Genomic DNA, 23194 nt, shown 5'->3' on the forward strand with positions numbered 1-23194 from the left:
TACATTATATGAAAAGCCTCAACCTTGTTGAGGCTTTTTTTTTAACGTAATTTCTATAATCATAGTAAATAAATTTTCATGAAGTATTCAAGACTTACCAAAGAACAATTTGAAGAGTTACATAAAGAATTTATAAACTTTCTAGCAACACAATCTATCACCGCAGAGGAATGGGAAGATATTAAAACCAATAAACCAGAGGTTGCAGAGCAAGAACTAGACGTTTTTAGTGATTTGGTTTGGGAAGGCGTATTAAGTAAAGTGACTTATATAGAGCATATTTCACCACAACAAATGCATTTGTTTAACTTGAAAGACTCTCACATGCACGTTATTGCCGTAAAACTTAATACACCAATAGACTTAACAACTAAAGAAGGCTTTGATTGGCTACGAGAAAATTTAATGGATGAAAATGTAGAGTTTTTACAAGCAAAAAAAGACTATTCTGAAGATAAACATGCCGACAAGTTTAAACTTATTCAGCAAGGTGGAGTCATTACAAAAGGCGACTTATACAAGTACCTTAATAAGCTTATAAACTAATAAACTTATTCCTGAATAGGCAAACGCCTATTTTCAAATTAAAACCATTATTTTTGTTTTATCATACCAAGAAACATCAAATTTGGTATGTATATTTAATAATATAAAAAGAGATTTTCACTTACGTGAAAAATTACTATGGCACAAAAACCAAGCATCCCTAAAGGTACTAGAGATTTTAATCCAGAACAAGTAGCAAAACGCAATTATATTTTTAATACCATTCAAGCACAGTTTGAACGTTTTGGATTTCAACCTATTGAGACACCAAGTTTTGAAAATTCTGATACCTTAATGGGAAAATATGGAGATGAAGGTGATCGTTTGATTTTCAAAATATTGAATTCAGGAGATTTTTTAAATAAAGTAAATGATACGCTTTATGCAGAAAAAGATTCTGGTAGAATAACACCTAAAATATCTGAAAAAGCACTTCGTTATGACTTAACCGTACCTTTTGCAAGATATGTGGTACAGCACCAAAACGAGATTGAGTTTCCGTTTAAACGCTATCAAATGCAACCTGTTTGGCGTGCCGACAGACCACAAAAAGGGCGTTTCAGAGAGTTTTATCAATGTGATGCAGATGTTGTAGGCTCTACATCGTTGTGGCAAGAAGTTGAGTTTGTACAGTTGTATGATGCCGTATTTACTGCTTTAAAGCTAGATGGAGCTACTATTAAAATTAACAACAGAAAAATTCTTTCAGGTATTGCTGAAGTTATTGGTGCAAGTGATAAGCTTATAGATTTTACTGTAGCGCTTGATAAGCTTGATAAGATAGGCGAGGAGAAGGTAAAAGAAGAAATGTTGAGCAAAGGTATTCCGCAAACAGGAATAGATGCATTACAACCTTTATTTTCGTTAAGTGGTGATTTTGCAACACAAATTAATCAGCTTAAAACTATATTAAATACATCTGATGAAGGAAAAAAAGGTATTGAAGAATTAGAATTTATTGATGCTGCAATTTCTGAATTAGGTTTAAGTACAGCCAAACTACAGTTAGATGTTACATTAGCTCGCGGACTGAATTATTACACAGGAGCAATTTTTGAAGTATCAGCACCAGAAGGAGTAGCCATGGGATCTATTGGTGGCGGTGGCCGTTATGACGATTTAACAGGTATATTTGGTTTAAAAAATGTAAGTGGTGTTGGTATTAGTTTTGGTTTAGACAGAATTTATTTAGTTCTAGAAGAATTAAACTTATTTCCAGAAACTGTTACCAAAAATATCGATGTACTCTTTATTAATTTTGGAGATAAAGAAGCTTTGTTTAGCATGAAAGCTATTAAAGAGTTGCGAGCAAATAACATAAACGCAGAACTTTATCCTGATGCAGCAAAAATGAAAAAACAGATGAATCACGCTAATAAGCGTAATATTCCTTATGTTGTTATAGTAGGAGAAAAGGAGATAGAAACAAATACGTATGCATTAAAACATATGGTTTCTGGAGAACAATCATCAGTAACGCTCACACAATTAGTATCTCAATTATCATAAAAAAACAAAAAAGCCTGAAATGTAAGTTTCAGGCTTTTTTAATATAAATACTTTAGTCAGGATTACTTTACCAATACTTTTTTAGTGATTGTGGTATTATCATCATTTGTTTTAAGATGTAATATGTATGTTCCTGTACTAATTTTATTTGTTTTAAGTTCTAAATGATTTGCTGTTTCTAAATCATCAAAAGTATAGATAGATTGTCCTAAAATATTGAATATTTCAACAGATTTTAAATCTACTAATTTAGGGTTTTGAATAACAATACTTTCTTTACTGTTTGCATAGAAAACTTGCAGTGTATCTGCAATTTCATTTTCATCAACACTTAATAGATTGTCATCATGAAATGTAATTTCAAAACGATCTAAATATTCTCCAGCTAAAAGGAAAATTTCATAGTTGCTTTCTCTTAAATCGTGATAAATATTTAACTCTTTATCATGTGCATAAATATTTAAATCATTAGGTACGTTTTCTAAAATATCAATTGTGATATTATTCATTCCGTCAGTACTTGTATGAATTTCCAGAGGCAGAATTGTTGCTTGGTTTATTTCATTGATACCTTGTACGGTATATTTTTTATCTTCAATTAACCAAGCCATATCGTCTATTTGATACTCTTTATCATCAGTTATTTCAGCATCAAATCCCCAGTCTTCACCAGCTGTGGCTCTATCATCAACTGTAACCAATAACTGTCTATGAATGGTGTTTACAGAGTTGAAACCAATGCGCAGTTTCATTCTTTCATCAACAATTTCTGTGTTGTTTTCAGTGGTAGATGTAGAATTGCTGTTTCTCATAAATACAGAGGCAGCAGTTCCTTCTTTTTGAAATACACGTTGACCGTTATTGAAGTTTATGGTTCCAGAGTTGTCACTTGTTACAAAGAACCCTTGTCCTACTGGGATATAACGTCCAGGTGTTTTTGTTCCGGTTCCTACTTGTGCTACATCAGGGTCTGGTGTGCCATAAGCTGCAGCAGGTACGCCACCAGAGAAATTGTATGTTCCGTAACCGCCTTGATATTCAGCAGTAACATGAGAACCGCCGCCCCAATGTTCCCAGAAATATAATGTTCCGCTTATAGATGGATCTATTTCAGGGTAAGTTCCTGAACCTGATGGGTCTGTGTAATCTAACCTAGCACCATTATCAATTATAAATTGTTCGGCATCTATGGCAGAAGCATAAGGGTTTCCAACAAGGTAATCGTTACCAGCGTTTATAGTTAGGTTAACATCGCCGTTGTTAGGTTTTCCGTCAAACACATAGTTTTGTTCTAATGACACTGTTCCGCCTGTATCAGCAACACCTTTCATAGTAAATCCTTCGCCCGCTAAAATAGTTCCAGTATTTCTAACGTGTTGCCAAGAAGAATAGTCACCACTTGGTAAATTTCCAAACTTCCAAATCCAATAATGAGCAATACTCAAGCTTGGTGATGTAGCACCATTATAACCACTAACAAACGTGATGTTTGAAGGTGTAGCAGGTGTTGTTCCGTCTTTTAATATGTTGTTATTTAGTGAGTAACTGTAGTTGTTTGACGCAGATGTTCCTGTACCAACAGGAGAAGACCAATAGTTGTAAGTATAAAAATCTTGTGTTCCTTGTTGGTCTTTTTCTAGGCTCCCAGAAGTTCCTACGACTAAATCACTATCTAAAGTTTGAATAAGTTGAGATTCTCCTTCTAGATCTATTTTGCCATCTAGGTTAAGGTAATGAGAAATTGTAACACCGTAACCGTTTTCGGTTGCATTGTCTCCATCTACTGTTAGTTCATTATTGTCAACAAATAAAGCTAGTAAGTTTCTGTTTCCAGCATTTCCTGAAGCAAGTCCGCTATTATCCATAGTAATATTATGGTTGGTTTCAACAATATTCCAGTCTACTGTTATTGTGTTGTCTACAATAGAGTTTGCACCCGGTTTCGTTTGCATGCTTCCATTTTCCCAAGTAGCATCTGCATCCCATGAGCCATTATTAGTAGAAGTATATGGTAGTGGCGCTGTTTGTTTATCAACGGTTTTTAGGTTTCTTAAAGCGCCTTGATTACCGTTGCCAGATTCATCTTTTGTATTTGTGTAGGTATAGATAGACATAGGGTAGTATCCTGCTAAATCACTCCAAGGTAAAGTTGCAATATCATTTTTTGTTGGTGTGATACTCCTGGCTTCAAAGTAGGAACCGCTAACAAAATTTGAATTTTCTTCAATTTCTTGATTCATGATATAATGAAGTTGATCTAATGTTAAAGCAGTATTCCATACGCGAACTTCATCAATATTTCCGTGGAAAAATGCTTGAGGTGTATTTTTATCAGCAGCAGCTATATAAAAAGATTGGTTTGTGTCTTCAGGAGCAGATAAGTTAGCCTCGTTGTCTAATATTCCATCAATGTATAAGTAGGCTCGCGTACCGTTATAAATAACAGCTAATTGATGCCATTGGTTTTTTGGAATTGTCGTATTAGAAGTTATTGATTGCATGCTTCCAGAAGCTCTTTTCCAAGATACTTGGAATTTTCCGGTACTTGTTATTTTAAAGTCGTATCCTTCAGTATATGCTGCATTTCTTTTAGAAAGAATAGAGGTGTTGTTCGAATTAGTGTTTGCGTTTACCCATGCAGAAATTGTAAATCCTGTTGGGTTTAGATCTAAGGCATCTTCCATATCTACATAATCAGTAGTGCCGTTAAAGTAAATAGATCTTATAAATTTACGTTCAGGAGCCCAGCCAAATGTGATATACTCTGTGCCATCAAAATCATAGTCTGCATATAAATAGCCTCCAGATTCTGTCATTACTCTATAATCTGCAGAAGGATCAAAAATTCCATTTTGAGATATAAACATTAAATATTTACCATTAGGAGGCGTAGCTGTTCTTACAGCACTCACAGGAATAGAAACTTCAACTTTTGGGATATCTCCACCATGTTCTTTTACTTTCCAAATACGTGGTATTGCAGTAAAGGTAACAATTGTTTGTAATGAAGGATCTCCTATATTGGCACTCATATCAACATTAACAACAGTTGGAGTACCGTTTATGTCTGCATTATTATTTCCCCACATTAAGAATTCTCTGTCATTTAATGTTGTTGTATTTGCTATATTTTCTTTGTTTGTATTGTATGTGTCGGTGAGTGCCATGGTTAAGAATCCGCTTGTTGGTCCTAATCCATCAGCTTCGTCATTTTGACTTCTCGATTGTCGTTGATCTAATAAAGAAGCATCATCGCGACCTATACCAGCAACATCATAGTTGTGGCCTACATTATCACTTGTATCCCAAATTATAGCCCCTTGAGAGTCTATGTAATCTACATCATTTAATCTGTGATCTGTTAATCCACTTGATGCATCTTGAAGTGTAACTCCATATTTTACAGCTAAATAGCTTTGTATCTTTTGTTGATTAATAGCAGAGTTTGGCGATGTGTATGAAATAATTTCGGTTATCATTCCATTCATTTGAGATGTTGTTCTTCCTGTGATACCACTTCGTCCTGTACCTATAAGAAATTGTAAATTATTAAATTCATTAAAGTTTAGGTTAGTACCATTACCAGCTTGACCAGTAGTGTTATCAATACGTTTACCGTTTTTATAAATTTCAGACAGAGTACCTGAAGCGTTGGTTTTAACATTAACTATTATAGGGTGATTTCTATAAGTAGTACTTGTTGAAGTAAAAGCTCTACCATAAGACGTGTCATTAGGGCCTGCATTTGAAGCGTTAGGAAAAGAACTAATATTGTGTGCTAATACTTCATTGTTGTAGCGAGCTGTTGAACTTCCCATTGCTAAGCCAGTTGCATCTTCGTGATAAGCTTCGTCTGAGAATCTTCCACCAATTACAAATTCTCTACCAGGAGAATAGCTTCCGGTATTGGTGTCTACTTCATCATCACTTCTAAATACAGCAAAATAATCTTGAGCAAAGTATCCGCCTTTACCATTCATATATTCTATGTTGTCATGGTCAAAGTCTGCTACAGGATTATAATTCATATTTCTATTTATATTATCCCTGTATGTTGGAGCTAGTGCACTTGAAGCGTAAGCATCTTCTTTATCTAATGATGTATCATAAGCTTGATCTTCCCAATTAGTTAATTTGCTACCATCTGTAACAGAAATACCTGTATTGGTTTTAAGCCATAATCTTAAGTTTCCTGTAAGGTTAGCAGGAGCAACTGTTGCGTCTGATAACGCTGCGATAGGGTTGGCTTCAATTAATACGTTATCAAAAGCGACACCATCATAATTTGTGCTATTGTCAGATCTAAATTGAACTCTAAACCTTACATTAGATACATTAGAGAATGTTCCGTTAGGTAGTGGTATTGAAGATCTTTCAAATTGACTATGAGGGCTAAAGGCAGGAGATGCTGAATGTCCGTCTCCGCTCCATCCATCAGAACTTAATGCACTAACATTGCCGCCATACCATTTTGTCCCACTACCGCTTGAGCCCAGCAGAACAAATGGGCCACCATTAACAGAATACAATATTCGCATTCCGTCTGTATTACTTTGTGTGTTATATTTAATGTCAATACTTAATTTAAGATCTTTTAATCCTGTAAAATTTAATACCGGACTTTGAACAACAATATTAGTATTGTTGCTATAGTTATTGTAGTTTGTATTTCTCCAGAAATAACCTTCTCCCATTTCATTTGCTGTTCCAAAGCCATTAGTCCATACCCATGAATCATTGGTGCTTGTTGTGTTTGTCCAACCTCCATCATTAGAATCAAAATTTTCATAGTACGCCGTATACATAGGTGGTAAAGGGTTTGCATTGCCTTGTACTGTGAATGTATATGGGTTTTCGTTACTATCATTATTTGCAATTTGTATTACAGATGTTACTATGCCAGAGGTGCTAGGAGCATATTGTACAGAAAAGTTAGAGGAAGCTCCACTTGCAATTGTAGCTGATGGTGTAGATGTTATAATAAAATTACTATTACTACTTGTAATTGTGCCAATATTTAAGGTTGAAGTTCCTAAATTTTGAATTGTAAATGTATGGGTTCTTGTAGCGCCTTCATTTATAGTTCCAAAATCAGTGTCATCAGTAGTCGATGGTGTTATGTCATTGTTGTTTATGGTATTACCATTTCCAACTAAGTTAATTTCGGGTTGTGGTGTACCTGAATTGATATTTATAGTATAGTCTTCTACTTCACCATAATTAAAAGAATTACAAAAAGGAGGCTCTGCATTGTAGCTCATACTAACCCTCATTCTTGTATTTCCGGTGGTTGCTGTTACAGGTACAGTGAATGAGCCTGAAACAGGAGATGCCATTGTCGCTGTTTGTGTCCATACTTGTTCTCCGGTATCTTGAAAATCGCCATCTTGATTGTAATCAATCCATACCGAATATCCTTCATTATAAGTATAATTAGGCCAAGTAGGTGTTACCGTTATTGTATATGAATTTCCCTGGTCTAGTGTGGTTGATTGAGAAGTAAAATCTGAATACCCACCAGCACCAGCTCCAGAGCTATTGTCTATAGTATTTAATTGTACACGGCTAATATATTCATCATTTGTACTAATTCCATTAGAGGCACAATACGTAATTGAAGGGCTAAAATTCACTACCTGAATTTCATGAGCCATAGTATTACCATTTCTATGAGCCCAATGTGCTGCTTGCGTGGTTGAGTTAAAGTAATAGTTACGCCAACCTCTACCATAGGCTGTACCACCACCACTAGAGGTAGAAGTACCAATGATTAATGCTTCATTAGTGCTACTTAAACCAGCAGATGAAATATTAATGCTTGTTTCTCCAGAAGTATTACTCGTGTTGGTATATCTTGTAACTTGAAAATTTGGGTTGTTTGCTACATGAACAAATTGGCGATTGCCATTGGTACGAGCATCATGTTGTCCGTCAAATGTCCAAGATACAGTTTGGTTAGTGCCTCCTGGACTCATAACTGGCCAGTTGTCTGCAATAGCTTCGTCAGTACCATTATCACTCATGTTTCCTCTATGGTGCGTAAAAATCATAGCTTCGCCCCAATCAGAAACACTAGCAGCTCCTCCAGAACTTCCATTAGCATTCGTTCGTAAAGTGATACTACCAGTATCTGCATTTACACTTCCAGAATCACCATGAAGTATAGTCCAATTGCTACCAGTAAATTCTACCAAAGTGATATAAACAGTAACATTATCAGCATTTGAACCTTTCTGTACACGCATCGTGGATGCGTTTTCAAGATACGCAATTGCTGAACCAGAATCTGAACCAGCCGATGATGCACTGTTTATAATACCAGTAATAAAAGGAATGCAATCGTTTGCGTTACTAATACCTGTTAAAGCTTGAGTAACATTGTTTGTGCTTCCATTTAGTGTAATAGTATATCGACCTCTAACTATAAATTCATTAGCACCTCCTGGAGATCCAGTATACTCCCAAACAGATGCGTTAAATTTAGTGATATTGTTAGTTGAATTACCTTCTCTGTAATAAGTAACCATATTGGTTGCTGTTAATCTCACAGCTCCAGATACATCTCTTCCTGGAGCAGCTGACGAATTTTCGTCAGATCTACCAGCTTGAGCTAATCTGTTGTTGTTATTTAATACAAAGGCATTATTTAGAGAAGAAACAGCTGTTATTGATGATGTAGCTCCTGTTCTTGGCACATTTCTATCAAGATGTTGCACATTGAAATCTTGAGAAAAAGCAAAACTTGATATTAAAAGTACATAAGATAGTATAAGGTACTTTTTTATTGGGTAAGTAAAATTTTTCATAAGCAGATTAATTTAGTGTTTGGGACTAATTAATTGATTAATAATTAGACAAATATAAATAAAAATATCCGTGAAATGCAAAAAAAATCGATGAAATGCAATTAGGTTTTTAAATTTATGTTTTTTAGGTGTTTAAAGGCTGAAAAAATGCTTTTTCAGCCTTGTTTGTTTACTCCTCTTATTTTTTTATGATTCTCTTTATAATATGAGATTGTGTAGTATTCTCGGTCACTTTTATAAAATAAGTGCCGCTAGATAATGAGCTTAAATTTGTTACCAAAATCTCATTGTTTATAGGCGATTGATTTTCTAAACTTAATACAGATCGGCCGCTAATGTCATATACATTTATTCCAACACTTGTATTTATATTGTTTAATTTTACTTGTATCGTATTATTAAAAGGATTTGGATATATTGAAATATCACTTTCACTAAAAGTATTTGTGTTTAATGTAGAATCTATAATATCTACCGTGTAATCTTCAACTTCTCCGTAGCTAAATGTTTCACATGGGTCATCTGCTGTATTTCCAGCACTACTATAATACTTCATTATAACACGCATTCTAGTTGTGCCTAATTTAGCATCTGGTATGTTTGGTACTGTAAAGGTTGTACTTACAGGTGTCGTGTAAGAAGATTCACTTTCCATTATTTTTTCTGACGATTCAAAGGTGCCATTTTGATTAAAATCGATCCACACAGATACGGCTTCCCTGTATTGAGTACCTCTCCAATATTTGGTAACACTAATATCGTTTTCGTTTTCAGAAGTATTTAAATCTAATGTAAAAACTGTGCCTGTTAAGTCTGAATATCCAGAAGATGTAGACGATTGGGTATTGTTATTTGTTCCATTTATATTTACATTACTAATGTATTCATAATTAATATTACCTCCTTCTGCATCACAATAGTTAATAGCAGTTGTGGTAAATTGTTCTAAACTAGAATATGAAGAAAAACTACTGCTACAGTGTGTGCGTACTTGATATTCATAAATTGTTTCAGGCGATAAGTTTATTAGGTTGTTATCTGGGCTGCTTAAGTTTGTAACTTCTGTCCAAGTTGATGTGCCTGCAACTCTATATCGTAATGTATAGGTTGCTGAAGGAACATTGTCCCAGCCTAATGTAGCCGAACTAGCAGTAACACTTGTAGCCATTAATCCTGTAGGAACTGTTGTTTCACAAGGAATTTGAATACCTATTATTTTAAACTCATCAAAAGTAAACCCTTCAAAGTTCATGTTTGCATAACGGTCTTGTCTGTTACTGCCGTCTGTTCTAAACTCAAATCTTAAGTAAACGGTGTTTTCTTCAAAAAGAAAGCTGTTGTTTGATGCATCAATAACATATTCTTCCATATTCCATCTGTCTTGAGTGTCACCATCATAAAGAGGCTCTCCGTCTGGTTGAAAATCATTATTAGTTGATGACTTTCCTGAATATGTGTTATTAGCATCAGGTGCTCCTGGCTTTGTAAGTTTACCACAAAGTGGTGTCCAGTTTGTGCCATCTGTAGACCCTTCTAGTTGTACATAATCAAAACTACGCTCTAAATCCCATTTTGCATAAAATTGAATAACAGAACTAGGAAGTCCGCTTAAGTCTACAGAACCATTCATTTGAATTCTTTTTGTTGAATTGTTGCTGTAAGAACCTCCATTTGTTGATGTTATAGCGGTGCCAGAATAAGCATTTGAAGTGCTATACCATGTTCCTGTGGTTTGGCTCCAGTTAGACAATGCGTCTCCATTAAATAAAACGGTTGGTGTGTAATGTTTTACAATATTAGCTTCGTATAAAACATTGTCAGAAGCATAGTCATTTGTTAGTACAACTTTAAATTCTATTTTATCATTTGTTTGAATACTAGGGCTTAATGTGTAGTTAATGGTCACATCATTTTGTTGTAATACAGTCATACCAGAAAGCACAACAGGAGCTCCTACAGATTGTATGTTTGAAGAAACAGGTGTAACGGTAACAGTGAAGTTGCTTGCTGTTTGTCCTAAATTTTCAACAGCAAATTTTAAATCACCTGATAGGTTAGCAATATTACTTTGGTTAAAGTCATGAAGCTTAGCATATTTACCACTAAAGTATGCAGCCATAAAATTCATGCGCATTGCATTTTTAGCAATATGAACATATTGTGATGGCTGTGGCCAAAAGCCACCATAGCTTCCACCTATTCCTTGAGATGATAATCCGTTTTCAGGAGTCCACGATAGTGTGTTTTTTCCAGACCCTGTTCCGCTAGGTGTGCCATTTGCACTTGTTCCAGCAGGACCGCCTTGCATCCAGTCGTTCATATTACCACTATTTAGGTAGCTAATATAGGTACTTGGTCCATGAGCAAATCTATTATAATAAGTCATATCATAATTGTACTTTGAGTATTCATCTGCTCTAGTATTAACTTGATCTATTCCTGCATAGGCATGTAACGCAGCATTTTTATATGAATGATGATTTAAAGCAATTTTAAAATCATGTTCTAAAAAGAAATCGCGCATAATTTGTGTTTCATTTTCAGAGAAAGGTCCAGTTCCCATATATGTATCGCTACAAGAATTTGTAGAGGATCCTCCGTTACCCCAATAATATGCTGAATTTCTATTTAAATCAATACCTTCTAAATACGTAGAACAAGATCCTGAAGCAGAAGAGTTTCTGTTTTTACGTTGTTCGCCACCACCATTAGGAGAGGCATTTTGGTTATGTACAAATCCATCAGGATTAAAAACAGGGATGAAATATAAAGCTTGATTGTTTACCAAATTTCTAATTGCAGGATCAGAATCATAATTCTCTAATAAATACCACATAAAGAACAACTGATTCATTACAGTTGCAGCTTCACGTGAATGAATTAGTGATTGATACAAGGTTTCAGGTTCTCCTGGTTCATCAATTTCAGGGTTGTCAGAAATACGAACCATCCAAACGGTTCTATTTTCATAGGTTTTTTGGTTTGATGGTGAGGCATTAGCTCTAGTTGATATTAAATTAGGATACTGGGTTTTCATAGCATCTAATTCATCTAAAATCATATCATAGGTTAAGCAACCTCCAAAATGATTACTCTCTGATGGGTAGTTTATAGCATCATTAATACTCCAGTTGTTTGGAATATTCCAATCTATTTCATCACAACTATCATGTTGACCAACGTTATTTAATATTTCGTCTACACTATACGAACGCAACATGGTTTGCTGTTCTTGTTTCATTTGTTGCAATTCTAAACTAGCTTGCGGAAGATTGGCTATAGCGCGTTGGCTATAAAATTGTTCCATATTCTCTATAAGCACATTATAGCTAATATCATTTTCATCTAGTTTTATTAATTGATGTTCATTAAGTTCTATTTCTAATGTGTTGTTTTTAAAAACAGCTCCACATGTTAAGTCTATACCTTCAATATCTAAAATATGAATTACAGAAGGGTTTGTGTTTGAGATGCTTACTTTTTTGTAAACTTCTTGAGAAAAAGACATTTGTAGTGCTAGCAATGCTATTACAAAAAGAAGAGTATTTTTTTTCATCATGTTTTGTTTTAATGAATTTGAATGGTGCTAATATAGAATAAAATTTTTTAAAAAATCCATAAAGTGTAAAAAAAATCCGATGAAATGCAATTTTGTACGATTTTACTACATTTTATCGGACTTTTCAGTTGTGAAAAATTATGGTTATGGATTAATAATTACCTTGCTTGAGCTTTTATTTTGATTATAAATGGTAACAATTAGATAAGTTTCTGATATATTGTAAAGTGGAATTTTTATTTCTTGAGTAGGAGACACTGATATAGTTTTTATTTTCTGTCCATTAATATTATTCAGTGTTATTGTATTAAAATCCTCTTTTGTTTTAATATTAAGTTGTTTTGAGTTTATGATGTAATTTATTGAAACGTTACTGAATGTATTTTCATTTATAGATAAAGCAGCTGCATTTTGGTAAGTGTTATCTTTAAAAGTAATATAGAATTGATTAAGATATGTCCCTGAAGACAAAATTGCTTCAAAGTTAGTATCTTGAAGTCGTGTTGAAATGTTGTTTAAAGAATCATAAACAAATACATCTATTTCAGAATTAAAATTTTCAAGACTATTTAAAGAGATTTGAATTTCGCCGGGGTTGGTTAAAAACATTCCTAGAGGATATTGTTTATTTTCATTAAAAGCACCAACGCCTTGTATGACAAAACGCTCATCTCCAATCATCCAATTTAAATCATCCGGGAAGTTATCAATATTGCGCCCATCATAGCCGTAATCAAATCCATCTGTGGCTGAACCATCTTGAGTAAATGCTAATAACAAATGTCTTACATACCCATTTGGCATTGTAAAATCAATTCTTACACGTTGTGTAACGTTATTTGTAATGGTCTCTTGAGTCTTTGCTGTTAGAGTAGGTTGCGTAAATGGCAAAATTAAGGCTAATGCCATGATCCATAAGTAGGTAGTTTTATTCATTTTATTTAGGGTTTAAATGAATGTTTTATTTGTTTGGGTGTGACAATATAAAAAAATGTTTTATAAAAATCTATGAAATGCAAAAAAAATCGCTGAAATGCATTTTTAGAATTATTTTATAACAAAAAAGCTCTCAATAATTATTGAGAGCTTTTACAATATGATTTTTAATAAAGATTAATACTTAACAATAACTTTTTTATTTATTGTTGCTTGATTATTGGTTTGTACTTTAATAATATAATTTCCTTCAGATATATATTCAACAGGAAGTTTACATTCATTAGAAATAGGCGCATTACTTGCATTCCATGATTTAACAGTCTGACCTAAAATATTAATTAGATATACTTGTTTTACCATCATTGTATTTGGTATCTTAATGTATATTTCATTAGTGCTATTTAAGTAATTAACAATAGTATCATCTATACTCGTTTCTGTTACATGTAATGTTTGATCTTCTTCAAACGTTATAAAATACCTGTTTTCATAATTTCCTGCATCAAGGTTTATGTTGTAATCTATAGTGTTTAATAAGGTATAAGTTCCTAAAAGTGCATCATGTAAATACACGGTAATGGTTTCATCAAAGTTTTCAAGGTCAACCAGCGATACCTCAATGTTTCCATTACTAGTTAAATCAATAGCTAGCGGATATCTTTTTTCAGAATCAAAACTGCCAACACCTTGGGTTACGTATTTTTTGTTTTCTATGACAAAAGACATATCGTTTGGAACAAAATCTGCGTTTTCGGCGTCATATCCATAATCAAAACCATCAGAAGCAGCATTATCAGGAGTAAATGCTAATAGAAGCGGCCTTGTAGCACCTTCAGGGGTTTTAAATTGTAAGCGTACACGCTGAATATCATCAGTAATTTCATCGGTTTCATTTCTTTGTTGTACTGCAGGAGCGTTTTTAAAGAACTCTGAATTTCCAGAAGTTTCTTTTACAAAAGCACGTTGGGTATTTTTAAATCTAACAGTGTTAGTAATTTGGTCTCCTAAATTGGCAGAGGTTACAAAGAAACCTTGCGCTACAGGAACAAAACGTTTTGGCGTGGTAGCACTGGCATCACCAACACCATTTATCTCCGGAGGAGAAACAGCCGGATTTCCTCCTGATAGGTTGTATGTTGCATAACCACCTTGATAGTCTACTGTAAGATGTGTATTATTTGTTGATGATTGTTTCCAGAAGTATAAAGTTCCATCAATACTACCAGTTGTTCCAGCATTTCCTCCAGGGATATTATCTTTAATAAATGCTTGGGCATCAATAGCTGAAGGATATGGGTTTCCAACCAGTGTTTGGTGGTTTATAGTTGCCGAGGCAGATACACTAGTTTCAATATCAGCGTTGTTAGGAAGTCCTCTAAAGGTGTAGTTTTGAGTTGCTGTTGCAGTTCCACTACCTTTCATAGTAAATCCTAATGCGGCATCAAAAGATCCATTTTGTCCTTTATAAATCCAATCAGAATAAGTGTTTTCGGAGCCCTCAGCAAAAGCATAAATCCATCGGTTACTTATTGTTAAAGGAGATGACGAGCCATTATTACCACCTGTCCATAAAGCTTGTGTGCTACCGTCGTATAGTATGTCTCCAACTGTATATGTGCGTGCGCTATTTGTGCCAGCAGAGCTCACAGGACTACCCCAGTAATTATAGTTAAATACATTGTTTGTACCCTGTTGATCACGTTCTATATATCCGGTAGCAGAATAATCAACCATACTACCGTTTGGTTGTAGTAATTGTGATTCGTCAACTAAATCTAAAACACCATCAATTTTAAGATATTTAGTAACATCCAAGCGTTGATTATTAGTAATTGAATAGCGATTTGCATCTACTAATAATCCTAAAACAGTTGTCGCTCTGTTACCAGAAGTAACATCGTGCTGAACTCGCACAATGTTCCAGTTTATAGGACTTCCATTAATACCGTTTGTGTTTGGTATTGACTGTACATAACCATTTAACCAGGTGTTAGTATTGTTCCATGTTCCATTTTGGTTTGATATATATGGTAAAGGTGCTGTTTCGTCTTGTAACGTTGTCATATTAACTAGGTTTCCTAATGTTGACGTAGCGCTGTTATCTGCTAAATTTCCAGCATTAATATCAATACCTTGATTCATTTGGTAGTAAGCTGTTAAATTAGTCCAAGTTACCCCTGAAATATCTAATCCTAAAACAGTACCTCTTACAGAAGTTCCGTTTGCTTCTATTTCTTGATTCATCATTTCTCTAATTTGAGCAGTTGTTAGAGCAACATTCCAAACTCGAATTTCATCTAACCAACCATTAAAATGATTTGTTGGTGTATCATTAATTTGATACATAGCACCTAATAACATAGCATATGGGTTGGGTGTTGGGTTAGGGCCATGCTTTGTATTCATATCGATACCGTCAACATAAAGTTTGTAGTTACTACCGTCAAATGTTACAGCGATATGATGCCATCTGTTTGATGTTATACCATTTGCGGAAATAGATGTGCCATTTGCATGAAATGATATGGTATTGTTTACTAATCTTAAATCGTATCCAGTTGATAAATTATTAGCATCTCTTTTGGAGAAAATAGTTTGTATTTGCCCGTTTATTGAATGAGGTTTAATCCAAGATTCAAAACTAAAAGATCCAGATACGTCATGGTTATTTCCAAAGCTAACATAGTCATCAACACCATCAAAATCTATATAATTACCGCAATTAGGGAATGATACTACAAAGGAATCGCTAGAATCAGAGCAAGGCGATGGATTATCTATAGTCCAAGTGATATTATAATCAATGCCGCTTTCCCCAGTAAAAGTTGTATTAGGGTCATTGGGGTTAGAGAAAGTATATCCGCTACCAGCAGGAATAGAAGTAGCTGTCCATTGTCCAGAGCCATTAGCTTGCAATTGGATGGTTGTATCACTACAGTCAGAGATAGTTGTTAAGTTGCTCGCCGAAGCACTTAAATATGATGCTATAGTATAAGTTACTGAATCAGCAGCGCTACTACAAGGGCCGATAGGGTCATTAGTTGTGTATGTAAGTGTTACAGAACCGTTACTAATATCGTTGCTTCCAATCGTATAGATGGCATTTGGATTATTATTGTTAAACGTACCATTGCCCGATGTTGTCCAAGTTCCTGAACTCGCACCACCTCCTAAACTTGCATTAAGGCTAATGGTTGTATCGATTTCACAAATAGATTGGTTAACACCTGCATCTACAGTTGGTATAGCATTAATAGTAACAATCATACTATCAGAAACGGCTCCACAAACACCAGCAGGATTATTAGTGGTATAGGTTAAAATTATAGAACCATTGGATATGTCAGCAGCACTAGGTGTGTAAGCTGATCCAGAAAATATACCATTACCACTTGTTGACCAAGTAGCAGATGTTGCGCTTCCACCAAAGTTAGCAGTTGATAAATCTACAGTGTCTTCAGAGCAAATAACACTGTCAATACCAGCATAAACTGTAGCAGCTTGGTTTACTGTTATAATCACTGTGTCAATGTCTGGGCCACAAGGACCAGCAGGATCATTAGATGTTAATGTTAGTGTAACTGTTCCGTTTGAAATTGCAGGTGTGTACGTTGCGTTTAAGTCATTGATGTTTGAGAAAACACCACTAGGAGCACTCCATGTAACAGCAGATGTGCTACCGCCAATCGTTCCGTTTAAAATAATACTACCATCACTACAAATAGTTTGATTTATGCCTGCATTAACAATGGGAAGTTGGTTAATGGTTACTACCATTGAATCACTTACAGCTGGACAAATGCCATCACTAGGTGTATTTGTATAGGTTAATGTCACAGAGCCGTTAAAAATATCGGCCGCACTAGGTGTATACATACCACTTCCAAAAGTTCCTGTTCCAGAAGAACTCCAGCTACCTACGTGATTGGTGCCATTTATACTAGCTGAAGATAAATCAACAGTATCACCTTCGCATATAGTAATATCATTTGGTGCAGTTACTGTTGGAGGTTCATTAACAGTAATGGTTACGGATTCGTTAAGATATACATTACAGTTGTTTCCGTTGCCAGGGAAAGCGCCATTGGTGTAGCGGACCCTATTTAATGTATAAGTTGTGGTTGTAGTAGGTGATACTGCTAAAGCGTAATTACCACTTGCATTTAAGTTGACATTTGTATTTCCAGAACCGTCGTTATATCTTATTCTAGCACCTGGTGTTCCAGAAAACATAATGGTTGTTGATTCCCCTTCACATAGTGTAAGATCAGAAGAAATGATTTCTGCTTCAGGTTCTTCTAAAATATGAATGCGCATTGTGCTTTCAAGCGGATCACACCAAAACCAGTTATCTGCAATAAGTGAAATGGTTATGATGTCACCTGGTTGTGCTGTTGCAGGAATGGTATAGGTGCTTGTTTCTGTGTAGTCGTAAATATCATTAAATACATAGCACCAACAGTCCCAACTCCAGTTTCTAGTTTGACCAAGATAATGGGTCGAGAAGCTACCGCCAGCACCATTGTCATCCCAAGTCCATTCATCATAGTCTAACCCACCATCGTCACCATTCATTTGCACTGATGTTGTACCGGCACAGATGTAAATATCGTTTCCTGCATCAATATCACTTGCAGTAAAGTTGAAAAATATGGAGTCAGTAGTAGTTGATGAAGTGCCGCAGGCATTACTAGCTGATACACTGATGGTTTCGTTAATAGCTAGTCCGTTTATTGATACAACAATTTCATTTGTTCCTTGTCCAGACTGAATAGATAGACCAGCTGATACAGTCCAGTTATAATTTTCTACATTAGGATCTGGAACTACAGAATATACAGCTTGATTAACTGGGCAGAAAAAAGATGAAGGCCCATCGATTGATCCAGGTGCTGCAGGTATGCCGTTATAAATAGTAATGATTCCTGAAATTGATTCTCCGGACCCACACCCTGTTGTGGTAATGGTATAGTTGTAAATACCATCTTGATTAGTGGTGCCAGAAATAGTGTAAATGCCAGAAGCTGAATCAAATGTTCCTGTAATACCAGCAGGCAAGGCAGGTGAACTTGATAAAGTTGCACCACTAGCTCCAGAATTCAATTGAAATTGAAGATTTAAGTTGTCAGAATTATTATTACAAATACTTGGGTTTTCAGAAGAAGAAAGTAAATTAATTGTTGCATCTGGACCTACAGAAATAACTCCTGTGGCAATGGCGCTACCACAGCCTTCAGGTGTTACAGTATAATTAAAAACACCTGTTTGTGTTGGTGTACCAGAAATGGTAAATACTCCCGATGCATAATTTCCAATAATACCTGTAGGTATACCAGTAATAGTTGCATTTGTAGCGTTACCAATAGTATAAATTATGTTTGACATTGCGGTGCCGTTACATACCGTTTGATTATCATTTCCAGAGTTTAAATTTATTGTTGCATCCGGTGTGACAGTCATGGCAACACTTTCTCTAGCTGGCACTGGATTTGCACAGGCTAAAGAAGAGGAAACATCAACTGAAATAACATCGCCGTCTGCTATACTGCTAGATACGTATGAATTAGTATTGCCACCAACAGGACTTCCATTTACATACCACTGATAGCTTGGCGAGGCGCCTCCATTTGTTAACCCAGTAACAAAAAATGTTGTGTTTGCACCAGAGCAAATAGGATTATTTGAAGCGTTTAATGTATATGAAACTGGTAAAAGCGGATTTACTGTCATAACAATATGGTTACTAGTTGTAACTGTGTTACAAGGTCCAGAAGTGATTTTAACATACACATCATCACCATTATTTAATCCTGATGTTGTATATGTCGGACTATTGTTTCCAACAGAAACACCACCAACGAACCATTCATATTGTGGATTCGCTCCTAAATTTGAATTTGAAGATGTAAAAGTGACAGGTGTGCCTTGACAGATTGTTGTTGATGTTGAAGCTGTTATTGTTGAAGTGGCACTTTGCACATAGTCTAGAATAGTAACTGTAGTACTGCAAGTTGCAGCGTTTCCGTTATTGTCTATAGCTGTAAGCGTTACTGTATTGTTTCCAATGTTTGAGCAATCAAAGTTGGTTTGATCAATAGAAAGTGAAGAAATTCCACAAGTATCAGATGAACCATTATCTATATCAGTAGCTGTAATTGATGTATTTCCTGTGGCATCTAATGAGATAGTTAATGGTTGACAAATCATCGTAGGTGCTTCTTGATCTTCAACAGTAACATTAAAATTACAAGTTGTCGTTTGCCCATTTCCATCATTTGCAATAACGTTTACAGTTGTTGTTCCTACAGGAAAATTAAACGGAAAGTTAATAGGATTACCGTCTACTTCATAAGTAATTATTGGTGCTCCGTTACAATTATCTGAAGCTGTTGCAGAAAATGAAAGTGCGCTATAACATTGCCCAGCATCAGTTAGGTATAATGCATTAGGTATTGGGCATGTAAGAGTAGGTGGTGTTGCATCAATAACTGTTATTATTTGTGTGCAAGTACTCGTTAATCCAGAGTTGTCTGTTGCTGTCCATGTTACTGTTGTATTTCCTAGTGGAAATATACTAGGCGCATTATTGGTTACAGAAGCTATGCCACAATTATCTGAAGTACTAGGCGGACTTAAAACAACTGTTGTTGATTCACAATTATTATCGGCGTTTACAATCAATGTTGAAGGACAAGTTATGGTTGGAGCCTCGTTATCGTTAACAGTTACGTTAAAAGAGCATGTTGTTATGTTTCCTCCTGTGTCTACAATTTCAAATGTATTTATTGTTGTGCCAACAGGGAAAGCACTACCAGAAGGTAAACCAGCGATTTGATTAATTGTATAAATGCCACAATTATCAGAGCCAGTAGGTGCTATATAGGTTACTACAGCGGAGCATAATCCAATTTCATTTGTAGTTAAAATATCGCTCGGGCAAGATACTGTAGGAGCAGTCACATCATCAATTATCACGTTTTGTGTTTGTGTTGCTGTATTTCCGTTGCCATCATCATAGGTCCAAGTAACAACAGCTGTTCCTTGCGTTGAAATTGGCAATGTAGCATCATTTGTTACAGTAACTGTTCCGCCACAATTATCAATAGCTGTTGGAGCGGTTAAAGCAGTTACTTCACATTCAGCAGTAACATCTACAAGTGTTGCATTGTCAGGCGTTGGTGCAGTCACATCATCAATTATCACGTTTTGTGTTTGTGTTGTTGTATTTCCGTTGCCATCATCATAGGTCCAAGTAACAACAGTTGTTCCTTGCGTTGAAATTGGCAATGTAGCATCATTTGTTACAGTAACTGTTCCGCCACAATTATCAGTAGCAGTTGGAGCAGTTAAAGCGGTTACTTCGCATTCAGCAGTGATATCTGCAAGTGTTGTAGTATCTGGAACAGGAGCAGTCACATCATCAATTATCACGTTTTGTGTTTGTGTTGCTGTATTTCCGTTGCCATCATCATAGGTCCAAGTAACAACAGTTGTTCCTTGCGTTGAAATTGGCAATGTCGCATCATTTGTTACAGTAACTGTTCCGCCACAATTATCAGTAGCAGTTGGAGCGGTTAAAGCAGTTACTTCACATTCAGTAGTAACATCTGCAAGTGTTGTAGTATCAGGCGTTGGAGCTGTTACATCATCAATTATCACGTTTTGTGTTTGTGTTGCTGTGTTTCCATTGCCATCATCATAGGTCCAAGTAACAACAGTTGTTCCTTGCGTTGAAATTGGCAATGTAGCATCATTTGTTACAGTAACTATTCCGCCACAATTATCAATAGCTGTTGGAGCGGTTAAAGCAGTTACTTCACATTCAGCAGTAACATCTACAAGTGTTGCATTGTCAGGCGTTGGTGCAGTCACATCATCAATCACCACGTTTTGTGTTTGTGTTGTTGTATTTCCGTTGCCATCATCATAGGTCCAAGTGACTACAGTTGTTCCCTGCGTTGATATAGGTAATGTCGCATCATTTGTTACAGCAACTATTCCACCGCAATTATCAGTAGCAGTTGGAGCAGTTAAAGCGGTTACTTCGCATTCAGCAGTGATATCTGCAAGTGTTGTAGTATCTGGAACAGGAGCAGTCACATCATCAATTATCACGTTTTGTGTTTGTGTTGCTGTATTTCCGTTGCCATCATCATAGGTCCAAGTAACAACAGTTGTTCCTTGCGTTGAAATTGGCAATGTCGCATCATTTGTTACAGTAACTGTTCCGCCACAATTATCAGTAGCAGTTGGAGCGGTTAAAGCAGTTACTTCACATTCAGTAGTAACATCTGCAAGTGTTGTAGTATCAGGCGTTGGAGCTGTTACATCATCAATTATCACGTTTTGTGTTTGTGTTGCTGTGTTTCCATTGCCATCATCATAGGTCCAAGTAACAACAGTTGTTCCTTGCGTTGAAATTGGCAATGTAGCATCATTTGTTACAGTAACTATTCCGCCACAATTATCAATAGCTGTTGGAGCGGTTAAAGCAGTTACTTCACATTCAGCAGTAACATCTACAAGTGTTGCATTGTCAGGCGTTGGTGCAGTCACATCATCAATCACCACGTTTTGTGTTTGTGTTGTTGTATTTCCGTTGCCATCATCATAGGTCCAAGTGACTACAGTTGTTCCCTGCGTTGATATAGGTAATGTCGCATCATTTGTTACAGCAACTATTCCACCGCAATTATCAGTAGCTATTGGAGCAATTAGTGCGGTTACTTCACATTCAGCAGTGATATCTGCAAGTGTTGCAGTACCAGGAGTGGGTACTTCGTTATCTATCACGGTTACTTGTTGTAGACAGGTAGAGGTGTTGTTTTCTGAATCTCTGACCACCCATGTTACATTGGTCGTTCCAATAGGGAAAGTTGTGGGAGCATCATTATATACTAAATCTACAGTACAGTTATCGTTTGTGGTTGGTGTTCCTAGGGTTACGCCTGATGCTGTGCATAATCCTGGGTCTACGTTTACGGTGACATCTGCTGGGCAAGTAATTGTTGGAGGAATACCATCAATAATTCGTATAGTTGCTGTACAGCTATCAGTCTGTCCTAAAGAATCTTCAACAGTTAGTGTTATTGTGTTATTACCTATATCATTACAATCAAAAGTGTTTGTGTCAATACTTAATATAGGTGTGTCAAAATCATCAATAGAGCCATCATTTATGTCGTTTGCTGTAATACTAGCAGTTCCAGAACCATCCAAATGTATATTAATAGGCATTGAAATACAGTTTGCAATAGGGGCTGTATCTACACGAAATGTCGCAATGTAATTAGCGCCAAAATTACTTATGTAGTGTGTGTTATCTATGACATTATCATTATCTGAATCGTAATCAGCATGTGTATAAATTTCTAGTATATAATCGCCAGATGTTAACCCGTTTAAAAGGTTAATATTTGCAGTAGTTGTTTGCCATGTTTGATCGATACTTGCACCAGAACAATGCGAGTTACCATCATTAGAAGCCCAAGGTATTTCTAATGAAATAAAAGCAGGTGCAGTATCTCCGCTTCTGTAAATTCTGTAGTTTACATAACTATTAAAAATATTGTCTATACCACATTTGTATGTTTTGTTTTGACCACCGTTTAAAATTAGAGTATTACTACCAGTAAATGTTCCTAAATTTTGCCCAGAAAAATTAGGATTTCCTACTGTATCATAGTTAAGATCATAATAGGTATTTCCAGCTCCATTAATATCAAGAATTATATAGCTTTCATATATGTTAGATTGTGCATGAAGTTTTCCTAAAAAAACAAATAAAAGCAGGTAAATACAAGCAGTAAGTCGCGGGTACATTAATTTCATAGTT

The 23194-nt window shown here is 35.6% G+C and carries 6 protein-coding genes; 2 read left to right on the plus strand and 4 right to left on the minus strand.

Annotated elements, in window-relative coordinates; all coding sequences use genetic code 11:
• Positions 1–78: 78 nt before the first annotated feature.
• Together ABD690_RS09900 and hisS are read left to right on the plus strand one after the other, a co-directional pair.
• A complete protein-coding gene (locus tag ABD690_RS09900; RefSeq protein ID WP_344729975.1) occupies positions 79–546 on the plus strand; it encodes a DUF6495 family protein in 468 nt (155 codons plus the stop codon).
• A gap of 138 nt (positions 547–684) precedes the next feature.
• A complete protein-coding gene (hisS, locus tag ABD690_RS09905; RefSeq protein ID WP_344729977.1) occupies positions 685–2055 on the plus strand; it encodes a histidine--tRNA ligase in 1371 nt (456 codons plus the stop codon).
• 62 nt (positions 2056–2117) lie between these two features.
• Here hisS and ABD690_RS09910 read toward each other — a convergent pair whose 3' ends face one another.
• From ABD690_RS09910 to ABD690_RS09925, 4 genes are all read right to left on the minus strand, one after another.
• Complete coding sequence (locus ABD690_RS09910; RefSeq protein WP_344729979.1) at positions 2118–8861, minus strand: DUF8202 domain-containing protein; 6744 nt, start codon at positions 8859–8861, stop codon at positions 2118–2120.
• 178 nt (positions 8862–9039) lie between these two features.
• A complete protein-coding gene (locus ABD690_RS09915; RefSeq protein WP_344729981.1) occupies positions 9040–12417 on the minus strand; it encodes a M14 family zinc carboxypeptidase in 3378 nt (1125 codons plus the stop codon).
• Between the two features lie 147 nt (positions 12418–12564).
• Positions 12565–13356 (minus strand): hypothetical protein, encoded by a 792-nt coding sequence (locus ABD690_RS09920; protein ID WP_344729983.1) that lies wholly within the window; start codon positions 13354–13356, stop codon positions 12565–12567.
• A 177-nt stretch (positions 13357–13533) separates the two neighbouring features.
• Positions 13534–23190 carry an HYR domain-containing protein gene (locus tag ABD690_RS09925; protein WP_344729985.1) on the minus strand — a complete coding sequence of 3219 codons (9657 nt, stop codon included), beginning with the start codon at positions 23188–23190 and terminating at the stop codon, positions 13534–13536.
• Positions 23191–23194: the final 4 nt, after the last annotated feature.

The sequence above is a fragment of the Corallibacter vietnamensis genome (genome assembly GCF_039537875.1).
GTDB classification, from domain to species: Bacteria; Bacteroidota; Bacteroidia; order Flavobacteriales; family Flavobacteriaceae; genus Corallibacter; species Corallibacter vietnamensis.

Bases quoted from the DNA above. Each gene is read 5' to 3' on its own strand.
- ABD690_RS09900 (WP_344729975.1), top strand. From the start codon at position 79: ATGAAGTATTCAAGACTTACCAAAGAACAATTTGAAGAGTTACATAAA.
- hisS (WP_344729977.1), top strand. From the start codon at position 685: ATGGCACAAAAACCAAGCATCCCTAAAGGTACTAGAGATTTTAATCCA.
- ABD690_RS09910 (WP_344729979.1), bottom strand. From the start codon at position 8,861: ATGAAAAATTTTACTTACCCAATAAAAAAGTACCTTATACTATCTTAT.
- ABD690_RS09915 (WP_344729981.1), bottom strand. From the start codon at position 12,417: ATGAAAAAAAATACTCTTCTTTTTGTAATAGCATTGCTAGCACTACAA.
- ABD690_RS09920 (WP_344729983.1), bottom strand. From the start codon at position 13,356: ATGAATAAAACTACCTACTTATGGATCATGGCATTAGCCTTAATTTTG.
- ABD690_RS09925 (WP_344729985.1), bottom strand. From the start codon at position 23,190: ATGAAATTAATGTACCCGCGACTTACTGCTTGTATTTACCTGCTTTTA.